Source organism: Rhodococcus sp. IEGM 1318 (assembly GCF_033142465.1).
In the GTDB taxonomy this organism is placed as follows: Bacteria; Actinomycetota; Actinomycetes; order Mycobacteriales; family Mycobacteriaceae; genus Rhodococcus_F; species Rhodococcus_F qingshengii_B.
In genome coordinates this window covers 260,018-272,783 of the sequence record NZ_JAWLSC010000001.1, presented here as the reverse complement: position 1 = coordinate 272,783, position 12,766 = coordinate 260,018, and the positions used below count along the sequence as shown (strand labels likewise).

The 12,766-nt window shown below is 63.6% G+C and carries 16 protein-coding genes; 6 read left to right on the top strand and 10 right to left on the bottom strand.

Going from position 1 to position 12,766, the window contains the following annotated elements; all coding sequences use genetic code 11:
- Positions 1–2: 2 nt before the first annotated feature.
- Positions 3–371, top strand: a complete 369-nt coding sequence (locus tag R4P65_RS01390; RefSeq protein ID WP_003941901.1) for an SPW repeat protein — start codon at positions 3–5, stop codon at positions 369–371.
- A gap of 60 nt (positions 372–431) precedes the next feature.
- On the opposite strand, the gene R4P65_RS01385 is transcribed toward R4P65_RS01390, so the two are convergent.
- Complete coding sequence (locus tag R4P65_RS01385; RefSeq protein ID WP_230812185.1) at positions 432–1,196, bottom strand: glutamate racemase; 765 nt, start codon at positions 1,194–1,196, stop codon at positions 432–434.
- Between the two features lie 42 nt (positions 1,197–1,238).
- Positions 1,239–2,477 carry an NAD(P)/FAD-dependent oxidoreductase gene (locus R4P65_RS01380; protein WP_411742501.1) on the bottom strand — a complete coding sequence of 413 codons (1,239 nt, stop codon included), beginning with the start codon at positions 2,475–2,477 and terminating at the stop codon, positions 1,239–1,241.
- 124 nt (positions 2,478–2,601) lie between these two features.
- Between R4P65_RS01380 and R4P65_RS01375 the strand changes: the two genes are divergently transcribed.
- From R4P65_RS01375 to R4P65_RS01355, 5 genes are read left to right on the top strand one after another with little or no spacing between them, the layout of a single operon-like run.
- Positions 2,602–3,069: an Asp23/Gls24 family envelope stress response protein gene (locus R4P65_RS01375; RefSeq protein ID WP_003941912.1), complete on the top strand. Its 468-nt coding sequence runs from the start codon at positions 2,602–2,604 to the stop codon at positions 3,067–3,069.
- The gene (locus R4P65_RS01370; protein ID WP_317825182.1) at positions 3,066–3,425 is read left to right on the top strand and encodes a hypothetical protein; all 360 of its coding nucleotides are present in this window, start codon (positions 3,066–3,068) and stop codon (positions 3,423–3,425) included. The genes R4P65_RS01375 and R4P65_RS01370 overlap by 4 nt, the downstream gene beginning before the upstream one ends.
- Position 3,426: 1 nt before the next feature.
- Positions 3,427–3,606 carry a hypothetical protein gene (locus R4P65_RS01365; RefSeq protein WP_003942043.1) on the top strand — a complete coding sequence of 60 codons (180 nt, stop codon included), beginning with the start codon at positions 3,427–3,429 and terminating at the stop codon, positions 3,604–3,606.
- On the top strand, positions 3,593–4,567 hold the full coding sequence (locus R4P65_RS01360) for a DUF6286 domain-containing Asp23/Gls24 family envelope stress response protein (protein ID WP_411742500.1): 975 nt from the start codon (positions 3,593–3,595) through the stop codon (positions 4,565–4,567). The genes R4P65_RS01365 and R4P65_RS01360 overlap by 14 nt, the downstream gene beginning before the upstream one ends.
- Positions 4,564–5,127 (top strand): hypothetical protein, encoded by a 564-nt coding sequence (locus R4P65_RS01355; RefSeq protein WP_317825180.1) that lies wholly within the window; start codon positions 4,564–4,566, stop codon positions 5,125–5,127. Before R4P65_RS01360 ends, R4P65_RS01355 begins: the two co-directional genes overlap by 4 nt.
- A 122-nt stretch (positions 5,128–5,249) precedes the next feature.
- On the opposite strand, the gene tuf is transcribed toward R4P65_RS01355, so the two are convergent.
- The 8 genes from tuf to R4P65_RS01315 all read right to left on the bottom strand — a co-directional run bounded on the left by tuf (position 5,250) and on the right by R4P65_RS01315 (position 12,750).
- The gene (tuf, locus tag R4P65_RS01350; RefSeq protein WP_019744283.1) at positions 5,250–6,440 is read right to left on the bottom strand and encodes an elongation factor Tu; all 1,191 of its coding nucleotides are present in this window, start codon (positions 6,438–6,440) and stop codon (positions 5,250–5,252) included.
- Positions 6,441–6,565: 125 nt separating this feature from the next.
- Complete coding sequence (fusA, locus tag R4P65_RS01345) at positions 6,566–8,668, bottom strand: elongation factor G (RefSeq protein ID WP_003942073.1); 2,103 nt, start codon at positions 8,666–8,668, stop codon at positions 6,566–6,568.
- A gap of 202 nt (positions 8,669–8,870) precedes the next feature.
- Entirely contained in the window at positions 8,871–9,341 is a 471-nt protein-coding gene (gene rpsG / locus R4P65_RS01340; protein WP_003941856.1) for a 30S ribosomal protein S7, read from the bottom strand.
- Positions 9,341–9,715, bottom strand: a complete 375-nt coding sequence (rpsL, locus tag R4P65_RS01335; RefSeq protein ID WP_003941908.1) for a 30S ribosomal protein S12 — start codon at positions 9,713–9,715, stop codon at positions 9,341–9,343. The genes rpsG and rpsL overlap by 1 nt, the downstream gene beginning before the upstream one ends.
- A gap of 422 nt (positions 9,716–10,137) precedes the next feature.
- On the bottom strand, positions 10,138–10,626 hold the full coding sequence (locus R4P65_RS01330; protein ID WP_230812179.1) for a DUF3558 domain-containing protein: 489 nt from the start codon (positions 10,624–10,626) through the stop codon (positions 10,138–10,140).
- A gap of 35 nt (positions 10,627–10,661) precedes the next feature.
- Positions 10,662–11,210: a DUF3558 domain-containing protein gene (locus R4P65_RS01325; RefSeq protein WP_317825179.1), complete on the bottom strand. Its 549-nt coding sequence runs from the start codon at positions 11,208–11,210 to the stop codon at positions 10,662–10,664.
- An 83-nt stretch (positions 11,211–11,293) separates the two neighbouring features.
- Positions 11,294–11,905, bottom strand: coding sequence for a TetR/AcrR family transcriptional regulator (locus R4P65_RS01320; protein ID WP_003942008.1), 612 nt, complete (start codon positions 11,903–11,905; stop codon positions 11,294–11,296).
- A gap of 59 nt (positions 11,906–11,964) precedes the next feature.
- Positions 11,965–12,750 carry an enoyl-CoA hydratase family protein gene (locus R4P65_RS01315; RefSeq protein ID WP_317825178.1) on the bottom strand — a complete coding sequence of 262 codons (786 nt, stop codon included), beginning with the start codon at positions 12,748–12,750 and terminating at the stop codon, positions 11,965–11,967.
- Between the last annotated feature and the right edge of the window lie 16 nt (positions 12,751–12,766).

Sequence of the window (12,766 nt, the reverse complement as noted above, 5' to 3'; positions counted from 1 at the left end):
TCATGAAGTCGTGGAATCGAATGCAAGATGCCGTCGCGGTGGTTCTCGGCGTCTTTGCGGCTCTCTCGCCGATGTGGCTCGACACCACCGATCGGGCAATGTGGTCACTCGTCGTCCTGGGTGTCCTGGTTGCACTGTCGGGTCTGGCACACATGGCACGTCCGGACATGGCCATGGCGGACTACGCGATGGGCGTTTTCGGCGTCTTGATGTTCATTTCACCCTGGGTCATGAGCTTCGACGCTCTGCGCGGTGCGTCGTGGACAGCCTGGGTGGTCGGGGTCCTGACAGTTGTGGTCGCGGTGAGTGCGATGCCGGTGATGAGTGCGCGGATGCATCACGGGGGTCACGGCGGCGTAGCCGCCCATTGACAAAGCGGCGTAGCCGCCTACTGACAGAGCGGCGTAGCCGCCTACTGATTACAGGCTCGGTCAGGCTTTGATCGCGCCCAACAACCGCCCGGCGTCGAAGGCTTCGGCGCTGGGCGGTAGCGCGCCCGGCCGCCCGCTCACAAATACCTCGACGGTTCCCGATCCCACGCCCGCGGCGCTGAGCCCGTCGATCCGCCGCAAAGTCTGTCGTGCAACGGCTTCCGCGCTGTCGAAGAGTGTGACGCCGGCGGGCAACCGCGCTGCGATTTCGTCGGCGAGCAGTGGGTAGTGAGTGCACCCGAGGACAACGCCACTGACGTCGTCGGGCGTACGGGCAACCGCGGAATCGATGGCAGCAAGTGCGGCTGCGCGATCACCGAGATCTATCGAATCGGCCAGGCCATGGCACGGCACCCCGACGACCTTGGCGCCGTTACCGAACTGCTCGATCAGATCGGCTTGGTACCGGCTGGCAGTTGTAGCGGCGGTCGCCCAGATCGCCACCGAATCGCACGCGGCGGCAGCGGGCTTGATCGCAGGCACGGTTCCGATGACGGGCACTTGCGGTCCGACGAGTTCGCGGACGTGCGGCAGCGCTGTGACGCTGGCGGTATTGCATGGAAGAACGATGACCTGAGCTCCACGATCGAGGCTCCGCCGCACCGCACCGAGGACCCGGTCGATGACCCACGGCTCTGGCTTGGGCCCCCACGGGGCGCCGTCCGGATCCAGGGACAGCACCAGATCGAGATCCGGGCGCAGGCGTCTGAGCCACGCAGAGGTAGGGAGCAGGCCCAGTCCCGAGTCGATGAGTGCAACGATCACCGCACAAATCTATCGTCTCGGAACCGGTCCTGCCTCATCCGTTCAAGCTGGTGTGGACTCCAACACGTCCGAGATGGGCGTGCCTGCCGCGATCTTTGCACGCATCTTCATCACGGCCCCCGCGCTACCTCCGCCGACGACAGCTGCCAACACACCGTCGCGCTCGTAGTAGGCGACGAACTTGCGGCCGTCGTCCTTGACGATGTGAACGGTATCCGTGGGTGCGACGGTCCCCAGAGCCTGGATCTTGACGTCGTACTGATCGCTCCAGAAGTACGGAACCTGCGCCGGCGCATCCGGATCACCCGTGCCCGTGATCGCACCTGCCAGGATCTTGGCCTGGTCCCCCGCGTTGGTCCAGTGTTCGACACGCTTGCGTCGATCACCGATCTGCCAGGACGCGACGTCGCCGACCGCCCAAACGTGTTCGGTGCTGGTGCGGCCGACGCCGTCGCAGAGCACTCCGTTGTCGAGTTCGATCCCCGAACCGTCGAGCCATCCCGTGACTGGCACCGAACCGACTCCGATCGCCACCACGTCGACCGGGATCTCCGAACCGTCGCTCAAGGTCGCGGCGGCAACCGCCCCCTCGCCGGACAGCGAGGTCAAGCCGGTGCCGACGCGGACGTCGATGCCCTCGTTCCGGTGCAGACGTTCGACGAGGGCGCCGACGACAGGACCCAGCACCGACGCCAGCGGTGTCGGTTGGGGTTCGAGCAGGACGACGTCGACGCCGTGAGACTTCATGCTCGCGGCCAGTTCACAGCCGATGAAGCCGGCCCCGACAATCAGCGCGCGCTTGCCGGGAGCCAAGTCGCCGCGAAGGGCCAACGCCTCCTCGATGGAGCGCAGAACGTGCACCCCGGACAGCTCTGGAAGGCCGGCAATCCGACGCGGAGTCAGTCCGGTCGCGATGATCAACTCGTCGTAGTCCAGGGTGGATCCGTCGGCGAACGCCACGGACTTCGCAGCAGTGTCCACCGAGGTTGCCGGCGAACCGAGCTTGAGGTCGACCTTGTTCTCGACGTAGAACTCTGCCGGGCGCAGTGTTGTCTCGTCCTTGTCACCGCGGATCACTTCCTTTGACAACGGAGGCCTGTCGTAGGGCAGATGCGTTTCCCCACCAGCGAGCGTCAACTCGCCGTCGAAGCCCGCTCGTCGTAGTTCCTCGACGGTCCGCAGTCCCGACAAACCCGCACCCACGATCACTATCCGTGCCACTACGTACCACCCTGTCCGACCCACGTCACTTGCAGCGCCCACTATGAACGCCGTCACCATTTGCCTCCGACTCTGCCATACCAAATGCCGGAGTAGGTGTGGTGCATCCCGCATGTCCACCTACCAGTCACTACAGTTGTAAGTACTTCAGACGCACGCACTGACACATGAGCAGGGAGCCCCCATGACCAGCGATTCCAGTGAAAAGAACAGCGTCCGATTCGGCGCCGACGGTGGCGCCGAACTAGTCAGCACCCAGGGCAAGACGATCATCGCCGACGCCGTGGTCGCCAAGATCGCCGGTATCGCGACCCGCGAGATCAACGGCGTGTACGACGTCGGCGGGGGCACAGCGCGTGCGGTGGGGGCACTTCGCGACCGCATACCGGGCGCCCGCGTCAACCACGCCCAGGGTGTGGCGGTGGAGGTGGGCGAGAAACAAGCCGCCATCGACATCGGAATTGTCGCCGAGTACGGCGTCGCACTCCACGAACTGGCGGTAGGTATCCGCCGAAACGTCATTGCCGCAGTCGAAAGCATGACGGGTCTCGAGGTCACCGAGGTCAACATCACCGTCTTCGACGTCATGCTCTTCGAGGATGCAGAGAGCGGCGGCAGTACCGATCCGGAAGCCAAGCCGAGGGTTCAGTGAGTACGGCCGACGCCGGCCGCGAGATCGACGCGGCCGAGGTTGTCGCCGACGCAGTTCTTGCGATCCCGGAAGTGGCAGATCTGCACGGCGGGCAGTTCGGCGAGGTGGGAACCTACCTCCCAGGACGCCGAATCACCGGCGTCGTCGTCGACGAAAACTCCTGTGCGGTACATATTTCCGTTCACTACCCGGCCGACGTTCGCAGCGTCGCCGAACGCGTCCGAGCTGTGGTGGCGCAGTTGGTCGACGTACCGGTCGACGTCACCGTCGGAGACTTGTCGACAGCGGGGTACCTGCCGGATATCTCCGAGAATGTAGTCACAGAAATTGCACCGAACATTCGAGAAGGGAACTGACATGAACAGCACCACCGTCGGACTGCTGGTCGGTCTACTCCTTGCGCTCGCCGGAATCATGGGTGGATTCAGCGGATTCGTCTTCGCAGTCCTGCTCGGCGCCGCCGGTATGGCGATCGGAGCACACCGCGACGGACATCTCGATCTCGGCGCGATCCTTCGAAGCCGTGGCCGTGGCTGAGCCAGTTGATTCGAGCGCGGCAGACGATCCCGGCCTACGCGGTTCGCTGGTCATCAAGGACCGGGCGATGGCCAAGATCGCCACGGCCGCAGCGGTAAACGTCCCCGGAGTGGTCCGCCAGTCCGGCGGTTTGACCCGCCTGACCGGACGCGACCTTCCGCGAGCCGACATCTCGATGGGCAGCGACGCCGTCGCCATCAACCTCTTTCTCGCCGTGTCCTGGCCGTGTTCGGTCACCGAACTGACCGGGCGCGTGCGAGCGGAAGTCGGACGCAGCGTCGAGTCGCTGACCGGCCTGCCCCTCCACGACATGAACGTCATGATCGCAGCAACCGAGGGCACCGACGATTCTTGCGTTTCCGGCGTCGAGATCGCGGAAGACCCTGCACAGGAGGCGCTCTCAGATCCGATTCCACCGCGAGTTCCCTCCGCGAACCCGGCCGCCGCGGTCTCCGCCGTCGTCATCGCCTGCGGCCTACTCGCGCTCGCGTTCGTGGTCTCTCGCGAATGGTTCATCAACCGTGGAACTTTCGAATCGGCACCCTGGATCCGAAACTCCGTGGAATGGACGTCTCGTCTGCACTGGCAATCGTGGCTGCTTCCAGTGGCAATCGCTGCCGTCGTCGCAGGTGTGGTCCTGATCATGTCGGCGGTCAAACGCCGCGCTAAAACCCATGTCCCACTGGGCAACCCGGGCGCATCGACGGTATGGATGCGACCGACGGACATCGCACGTCTGTGCAGTAGCCACGCAGCGATCGTTCCCGGCGTCGGCTCGGCTCACACCAGCGTCGACCGCAAACACGTCAAAGTCCACGTCGAATCCACCGGTGGCGATCGCGCCCAACTTGCCGCGTCCGTCGATTCGGCAGTCCGGCCTCACCTCGCGATACTGCAGCAGCCACTGCAACTTTCGGTGGTCGTGAGAGAAGCTGCCGTACGACGAAAGGACGCCTCGTGAACCGTTGGATCTCCGCGGTCGATCGGACCATCGTCCTCATTGTCGGAATCGCGTTGCTTGCGGCCGGCGCATACGCCATCGCGTGGGACGCGGGTGCCTCGCTGATTCGAACCTGGGTGTCACGGCTTGATCGGGAAGTCCTCTTCGGCCTTCCGGAGCAGCCTTGGTGGCACTGGGTCCTGTCTGGCACCTTTGTTCTCTGCGTCGTCACCGGTTTCGGGCTTTTGTACCTGAACCTTCGCCGGCGCCGAACGAGCGCGGTCACATTACGGCACAACGAATCCGGTACCGACGTCAGCGTGGATCTCGGACCCGTTGCCGACGGTGTAGCTGCCGAACTAGCCCAGCTGAGCGGCGTGCGAAGCACCAGGAGCAAAGCGACGATCGATCGCGGCCTGCCGACGCTGTCGATTGTCGTCACCGCAGACCCGGCGATCGACGTCGCCGGATTCACCGCTTCGGCCGAACGCATCGCCGGCGCAACCAGGCGAAGCCTCGACGGCTCACCCGTCGCAGTGCAGGTTCTGTTGCATCTCGACCGGGTCGAAGCCATCAAGTAGGTAAGAAGCAAACAGGCACCTGGTCACAGACCACTTGATAACAGACACAGAAAAGGCGCTCACTCCCCGAAGGGAATGAGCGCCTTTTCTAGTGCTGTGAATCAGCTAGCGAGACAAGAGTCTCACTTGATGATCTTGGCAACCTTGCCGGCGCCGACCGTACGGCCGCCTTCGCGAATTGCGAAGCGCAGGCCCTCGTCCATGGCGACAGGCTGGATGAGCTTGACGGACATCTCGGTGTTGTCACCGGGCATGACCATCTCGGTGCCCTCAGGCAGCGTCACGACGCCCGTAACGTCCGTGGTACGGAAGTAGAACTGCGGGCGGTAGTTGTTGAAGAACGGGGTGTGGCGGCCGCCCTCGTCCTTCGACAGGATGTATGCCTGGCCCTCGAACTCCGTGTGGGGAGTCGTGGTGCCCGGCTTGACGACAACCTGTCCACGCTCGACATCTTCACGCTTGATGCCACGAACGAGCAGTCCGACGTTGTCGCCGGCCTGGCCCGAGTCGAGCAGCTTGCGGAACATTTCGATACCCGTGACGGTGGTCTTGGTGGAGGTCTCCTTGATGCCGACGATCTCCACCTCCTCGTTCACGTTGACCGAGCCGCGCTCGATACGACCGGTGACAACGGTGCCACGGCCGGTGATCGTGAAGACATCCTCGACGGGCATGAGGAAGGGCTTGTCCGTCTCGCGGACCGGGTCCGGGATGGACTCGTCGACAGCAGCCATCAGGTCGAGAATGGACTGCGTCCACTTCGGGTCACCCTCGAGTGCCTTGAGTGCCGAGATCGGAATGACGGGGGCTTCCTCGTCGAATTCCTGAGCGGCCAGCAGTTCGCGGACCTCCATCTCGACGAGCTCGAGGATCTCGTCGTCGTCAACCATGTCGGCCTTGTTCAGGGCGACGAGGATGTAAGGAACGCCGACCTGGCGAGCGAGCAGGACATGCTCGCGCGTCTGGGGCATCGGGCCGTCGGTAGCTGCGACGACGAGGATAGCGCCGTCCATCTGAGCTGCGCCGGTGATCATGTTCTTGATGTAGTCGGCGTGACCCGGTGCATCGACGTGCGCATAGTGGCGCTTTTCCGTCTGGTACTCAACATGCGAGATGTTGATCGTGATGCCACGAGCCTTTTCCTCGGGAGCCTTGTCGATCTGATCGAAGGCCGAAGCCTCGTTCAGGTCGGGGAATGCATCCGCGAGAACCTTGGTGATGGCCGCCGTCGTCGTGGTCTTGCCGTGGTCGACGTGACCAATGGTGCCGATGTTCACGTGCGGCTTCGTCCGCTCGAACTTCGCCTTCGCCACTTTGTGTCCTCCTGGACTGTTGTTGCTTGCCGTATGCAGCAGTGCGGTTGGTTGTTACTTGGTCGTGCTTCGTGCCGGAAGAAACCGAGGTCACATACCGGCGCGGGCTGGGGAGCTCGCTGTGCTTACTCGCCCGTCGCCTTGGCGATGATTTCCTTCGAGACGTTCGCGGGAACCTCTGCGTAGGAATCGAACACCATGGAGAAGTTCGCACGGCCCTGGGTCTTCGACCGCAGGTCACCGATGTAACCGAACATCTCCGAGAGCGGAACCAGCGCCTTCACGACACGGGCACCACTGCGTTCCTCCATGGCCTGGATCTGGCCACGGCGGGAGTTGAGGTCGCCGATCACGTCGCCCATGTATTCCTCGGGCGTTGTGACCTCGACAGCCATGAGCGGCTCGAGAATGACGGGGCCGGCCTTGCGGGCGGCTTCCTTCAGTGCCTGCGAACCGGCAACCTTGAACGCCATTTCCGAGGAGTCGACGTCGTGGTAAGCACCATCGAGCAGCGACAGCTTCAGGTTCACGAGCGGGTAGCCGGCGAGAACACCGTACTGCATCGCGTCCTGCGCACCGGCATCCACGGAGGGGATGTACTCGCGCGGGATACGTCCGCCGGAGACCTTGTTCTCGAACTCGTAGGTAGCACCGTCTTCGCCCACGAAAGGCTCCAGGGCGATGATGACCTTTGCGAACTGGCCCGAGCCACCCGTCTGCTTCTTGTGGGTGTAGTCGTGCTTCTCGACCTTCTTGGTGATGGTCTCGCGGTACGCAACCTGCGGCTTACCGACGTTCGCCTCGACCTTGAACTCGCGACGCATACGGTCGACGAGGATGTCGAGGTGGAGCTCGCCCATACCGCCGATGACGGTCTGGCCGGTCTCTTCGTCGAGTTCGACCGAGAAGGTCGGATCCTCTTCGGCCAGCTTCTGGATCGCGACGCCCAGCTTTTCCTGGTCGGACTTGGTCTTGGGCTCGATGGAGACCTGGATGACCGGCGCGGGGAACGACATCGACTCGAGGACGATGGGGCTCGCCTGATCGCACAAGGTGTCACCGGTGGTGGTGTCCTTGAGGCCGATCATCGCGTAGATGTGGCCGGCTACGGCCTCGTCTACCGGGTTCTCCTTGTTGGCGTGCATCTGGAAGAGCTTTCCGATGCGCTCCTTCTTGCCCTTGGTTGCGTTGAGCACCTGAGCGCCCGGATCGATACGACCCGAGTACACGCGGACGAAGGTCAGCTTGCCGAAGAACGGGTGAGCAGCGATCTTGAAGGCGAGAGCCGAGAACGGCTCTTCCTTGCTCGGCTTGCGAGTGATCTCTACTTCTTCGTCACCGAGCTTGTGGCCGACGACCTCGCCGATGTCGAGCGGGTTCGGCAGGTAATCGATGACTGCGTCGAGCATGGGCTGAACGCCCTTGTTCTTGAACGCGGAGCCACAGATGACCGGGTACAGCTCGGAAGCGACCGTCATCTTGCGGATGGCGCCCTTGATTTCCTCAACCGTGAGCTCTTCGCCGCCGAAGTACTTCTCCATGAGAGCTTCGTCGGACTCGGCAACGGTTTCGAGCAGCTTCTCGCGGTACTCTGCAGCCTTCTCGACGAGGTCCGCGGGGATCTCTTCGATGGTCGGCAGTGCACCGGTCGGAACCACGCCGCGCCAGGTGATGGCACGCATCTCGACCAGGTCGACGACGCCGTCGAAGTCGTCCTCAGCGCCGATGGGCAGCTGGAGAACGAGCGGCTTCGCGCCGAGACGGTCGATGATGGTCTGGACTGTGAAGTAGAAGTCCGCGCCCATCTTGTCCATCTTGTTGACGAAGCAGATGCGCGGAACGTCGTACTTGGCAGCCTGACGCCAAACCTGCTCGGACTGCGGCTCGACACCTTCCTTACCGTCGAAGACAGCAACTGCGCCGTCGAGCACGCGCAGCGACCGCTCCACCTCGACCGTGAAGTCGACGTGGCCGGGGGTGTCGATGATGTTGATCTGGTTGTTGTTCCAGAAGCAAGTCACGGCGGCAGACGTGATCGTGATGCCGCGTTCCTTCTCCTGCTCCATCCAGTCCGTCGTCGACGCACCGTCGTGCGTCTCACCGATCTTGTAATTGACACCGGTGTAGAACAGGATGCGCTCGGTGGTGGTGGTCTTGCCGGCATCGATGTGCGCCATGATGCCGATGTTGCGGACCTTGTTCAGGTCAGTCAGCACTTCCTGTGCCACAGGTTTCTTCCCCGCTCGTTGCTTGGTTTTCGGGTGTCGGCCGTATCCGGTGTGTTCCACCGTCAAGGCCATGGTCTTTCAATTATGTCTCTGCCGAGGCGCACCTGGCCACCTGCGTCCGGAAACCGGCGAGATGATCAGGTTCGCCAACGGCGACAAGCGTCGGAGCCCCACCCGATGGCAGTTGCTCCGACGCTTTACATCACCAGCGGTAGTGGGCGAATGCCTTGTTGGCTTCGGCCATCTTGTGAGTGTCTTCGCGACGCTTCACAGCTGCACCGAGGCCATTGCTGGCATCGAGGAGCTCGTTGGCGAGACGCTCGACCATGGTCTTCTCACGACGTGCACGCGAGAAGGTGACCAGCCAGCGCAGTGCCAGCGTGGTGGAACGACCGGGACGAACCTCGACCGGCACCTGGTAGGTAGCGCCACCGACGCGGCGGCTACGAACCTCGAGTGCAGGCTTGACGTTGTCCAGGGCGCGCTTGAGGGTGACGACCGGATCGGTGCCGGTCTTCTCGCGTGCCTGCTCGAGAGCCTGGTACACGATTCGCTCTGCGGTGGACTTCTTGCCGTCCAGCAGGATCTTGTTGACGAGCTGCGTCACCAACGGGGAGCCGTAAACCGGGTCGTTGATGAGCGGGCGCTTCGGAGCGGGGCCCTTACGTGGCATTAGCTCTTCTCCTTCTTGGCGCCGTAGCGGCTGCGTGCCTGCTTGCGACCCTTGACACCCTGGGTGTCGAGGGAGCCGCGGATGATCTTGTAACGGACACCCGGGAGGTCCTTCACACGACCGCCACGGACGAGCACCATGGAGTGCTCCTGAAGGTTGTGACCTTCGCCGGGGATGTACGCGGTGACCTCGACCGAAGTCGTGAGGCGAACACGTGCGACCTTACGGAGCGCGGAGTTCGGCTTCTTGGGGGTGGTGGTGTACACGCGAGTGCACACGCCACGACGCTGCGGGCTGCCCTTGAGGGCTGCCGTCTTGACCTTGGCGGTCTTGTCGCGGCGACCCTTGCGGACCAGCTGGTTGATGGTTGGCATTTACCGGCTTTCTTGTGACGAACAGACTGCTCGAGCGAACTCGGGCCGTTCGAAAACGTGGCTGTTCTGAAATTAGGGATCTAGCAGTTGGAGCAAGAGAGCTGCTGCTCCTCACCCACCTCAGAGTCTGTACTCAGCACTTTCGCGCCGTGCACCACCCCCGAGGTCGGGCGTGTCGCATACCCCCACACAGGCAGCCGGATGCTCGTTCATCAGCAAATTCTGCTCGAACGCGCGCACGGCAATACCTAGCTAGGCACACAGATCGGCCCGGGCATGCCGGACACGACCCATAACGATACCTGTCGGCGCGCCACAAGGTCAAAGTGAGGCCCCGGTGATAGTGGCCTCATGCTCTGACCAGACACTCTGGCCGCATGCGCAGACCGCATAGCTGGACCAAGCAGTCAGAACGGTCGCGCTCAGATGCTCCGGTTCAACGTCAACCCGCCGAGCTTTGCCGCGGCCTCGCACGGATCCGCTCCGCCTTGCGGCTCGGTGACCCACCACCCGAACACTCCCCCGGCCGGCGCGCTCGCGCTCACCCCGCAACTCTGCGGATCGGCCGGCTGGCGGACCTGGTACCCGCCACTGCCGTTGATGTCGATCTTCGCCACCACGTATCCCAGATGTTCGAATGCAGCGCGCTCGTGATCGAGGGTGCCCGTCTCGAACCAATTGAAGGTGATCTTGATCGGACCCGCAGCCCCGATGCCGTCCCAACGGCAGATAGCGCCGAAGAACCCACGCCCGACGGCGTCGGCACCCACGGCGCCGGCGATCTGCTCGTCGGTGACCGCTTCGCATTCTTGGAGGACGTTCGCGAATTCCTGGCTGTCACTACCGCGGTAGCTGCCCTCCGCGCGGGGAGTCCCGGTGACCACCGAGCCGCAGCCCGTGAGTAGAACCATCGACCCCACCAGGGCGAGTCCGATCCTTACGCCCTTCACTGTGCCCTCGAAACTGTTTTTTCCATCAGATCCCGTGCCACCGCGCACGGATCAGTGGTCGGAGGCAACAAGCCGTAGGTGATCGACCAGTGCACGAAGTCTCCGCCGAAGGCGATACCCAGCTCGCACAACGAACCCGCTGTGGACGCGATGAAGCCCTGGTGACCACCGATCGTGATGTCGTCAGCGGGACGTCCGAGCAGGTCGGACCCTGCCCGTTCACGGCCGATCGGGCTTCCGCGGTACCAGGAGAAACTGACGCTCGGGCCGTTCGAACCGGCGACCTCCCATTGGCAACCGACGCCGTTGCGCGTCGTCGTCGCAAAAGTGCCGAGATTGAAGGCGTTGACAACTTCTTCGTCGGTCACCGAGCCGCATTCGGCGAACATCGGACCGGGAGCGGTGGGTGCGAGCGCCGGCGAAGTGGCGCCGCCCCCCGGCCGATCGGCAGACCCGTCGTCAGAGCTGCAGCCGACCACCGCCGAGAGCACGGCAGCCGAGACCAATACCGAAGTCCCGATCGAAGTGAGAGTGCGTGCGGCCATGGAGCCGACTGTACTTCTCGGTGGCCCCCGACACACGCCACGTACATGCCTCGCGCAGCGGCGGCGGACGCGCCGCTACCGATTCAGGGGGTTGCGACCGGTACCCGAACCAGCGTGGAATCCAATTGCGCCGCCCACTGTTTGACCACCTCGGTGCGCCGGCGCGAGTCGTCGGTGAGTACGTCAGCCAGCCCCAGCCCTCGGGCGAGGTCCAGTGTCGCCTGGACCAGGCGATGCGTCACCGGATCGGAGTCGTCGACACCCAGACTCTCGACGGCCATCCGGTGCGCGATGCGCCCGAACCGTTCCTCGAGGGGCAGCACGCGGGCACGCAGGTCGGGGTCGGAGGCGGCGGCCGTCCACACCTGCAGTGCTGCCTTGAAGAGGGTCCCGGTGTAGTACTCGACCAGCCGCGAAATGATCGCCTCGGTTCGTCCGGCTCCCACCGGAAGATCGGTCGATTCCTTTCGTGCCTGATCCATCCGGGCGTCGAACATCACCTCGAGCGCCGCGGTGATGAGGTCCTCGCGAGTCGGGAAGTGGTGCTGCATCGCACCTCTGGACACCCCGGCACGCTGCGCGACGACGCTCATCGTCGTTGCGCTCCATCCGAGTTCGGCGAGACATTCCACCGTCACTTCGAGCAGGTGGGAGCGCGTGACTCGACTTCGGTCCTGCTTGGGTTCTCGAGTCATCGCGCCGCCATCCCTTCTACTCCTGTGTTCCAGTGCTTCTGTGTTCCAGTGCGCAGTTTCTACTGCGCCCAGGCCGCTGGACGCTTCTGCAAGAAAGACATCATGCCCTCACGAGCCTCCTCGGACGAAAACAGCCGAGCCGACTGCGCGATCATCTCCTCGCCGTCCCGGTCGAATCCGGCCAGGACCGAACGCGTCGTGATCCACTTCGATTCGGCCAGCCCCTGCGGTGAACATTGGCGCAAGGTGCCGAGTAGTTCGGTGATCGACTCCCCCGTGTCCTGCGACGCGGCGGTGACGAGTCCGATGGATTCGGCCTCGTGCTGGCCGAACTTCTCTCCGGTGAGCAGGTAACGGCTCGCAGATCGTTGGTCGAGCCTCGGTAGGACCGTGAGCGAAATGATGGACGCTGCCAAACCCAACCGTGATTCCGTCACGGCGAAAGTACTCGCCGGTCCGGCCACGACGATGTCGCACGCCCCGACAAGACCCATGCCTCCGGCCCGGACGTGTCCGTCGATCCGCCCGATCACCGGCTTGGGAAGCTCGAGAATGCTGCGCAAGAGCGTCAACATTCCCCTCCCGCGCTCTTTGACGGTCTCCTCCGGTGATGCGGACGAACCGGAGGCCTCACTGAGATCGGCTCCCGCACAGAATGTTCCACCGGTGTGGGTGAGCACCACCGCTCGAACTTCCGGATCGGCGGCCGCTGACGTCAGCCCAGCCTGCAACTCCGTGACCAACCGCGCCGAGATCGCATTGCGGTTGTGTGGTGAGTCGAGAGTGATCGTGGCCGCACCGCCCGCTACTTCGTACCGTACGTATGGCTTGTCCTCGTCCGTCATGGTTCGCCCTTTCTCG

What these genes read in the sequence shown, in the direction of transcription:
- rpsL (WP_003941908.1), bottom strand. Translation starts at nt 9,715, where the DNA reads ATGCCAACCATCAACCAGCTGGTCCGCAAGGGTCGCCGCGACAAGACC.
- R4P65_RS01325 (WP_317825179.1), bottom strand. Translation starts at nt 11,210, where the DNA reads ATGGCCGCACGCACTCTCACTTCGATCGGGACTTCGGTATTGGTCTCG.
- R4P65_RS01375 (WP_003941912.1), top strand. Translation starts at nt 2,602, where the DNA reads ATGACCAGCGATTCCAGTGAAAAGAACAGCGTCCGATTCGGCGCCGAC.
- R4P65_RS01380 (WP_411742501.1), bottom strand. Translation starts at nt 2,477, where the DNA reads ATGGTGACGGCGTTCATAGTGGGCGCTGCAAGTGACGTGGGTCGGACA.
- R4P65_RS01390 (WP_003941901.1), top strand. Translation starts at nt 3, where the DNA reads ATGAAGTCGTGGAATCGAATGCAAGATGCCGTCGCGGTGGTTCTCGGC.
- R4P65_RS01315 (WP_317825178.1), bottom strand. Translation starts at nt 12,750, where the DNA reads ATGACGGACGAGGACAAGCCATACGTACGGTACGAAGTAGCGGGCGGT.
- R4P65_RS01330 (WP_230812179.1), bottom strand. Translation starts at nt 10,626, where the DNA reads ATGGTTCTACTCACGGGCTGCGGCTCGGTGGTCACCGGGACTCCCCGC.
- rpsG (WP_003941856.1), bottom strand. Translation starts at nt 9,341, where the DNA reads ATGCCACGTAAGGGCCCCGCTCCGAAGCGCCCGCTCATCAACGACCCG.
- R4P65_RS01365 (WP_003942043.1), top strand. Translation starts at nt 3,427, where the DNA reads ATGAACAGCACCACCGTCGGACTGCTGGTCGGTCTACTCCTTGCGCTC.
- R4P65_RS01320 (WP_003942008.1), bottom strand. Translation starts at nt 11,905, where the DNA reads ATGACTCGAGAACCCAAGCAGGACCGAAGTCGAGTCACGCGCTCCCAC.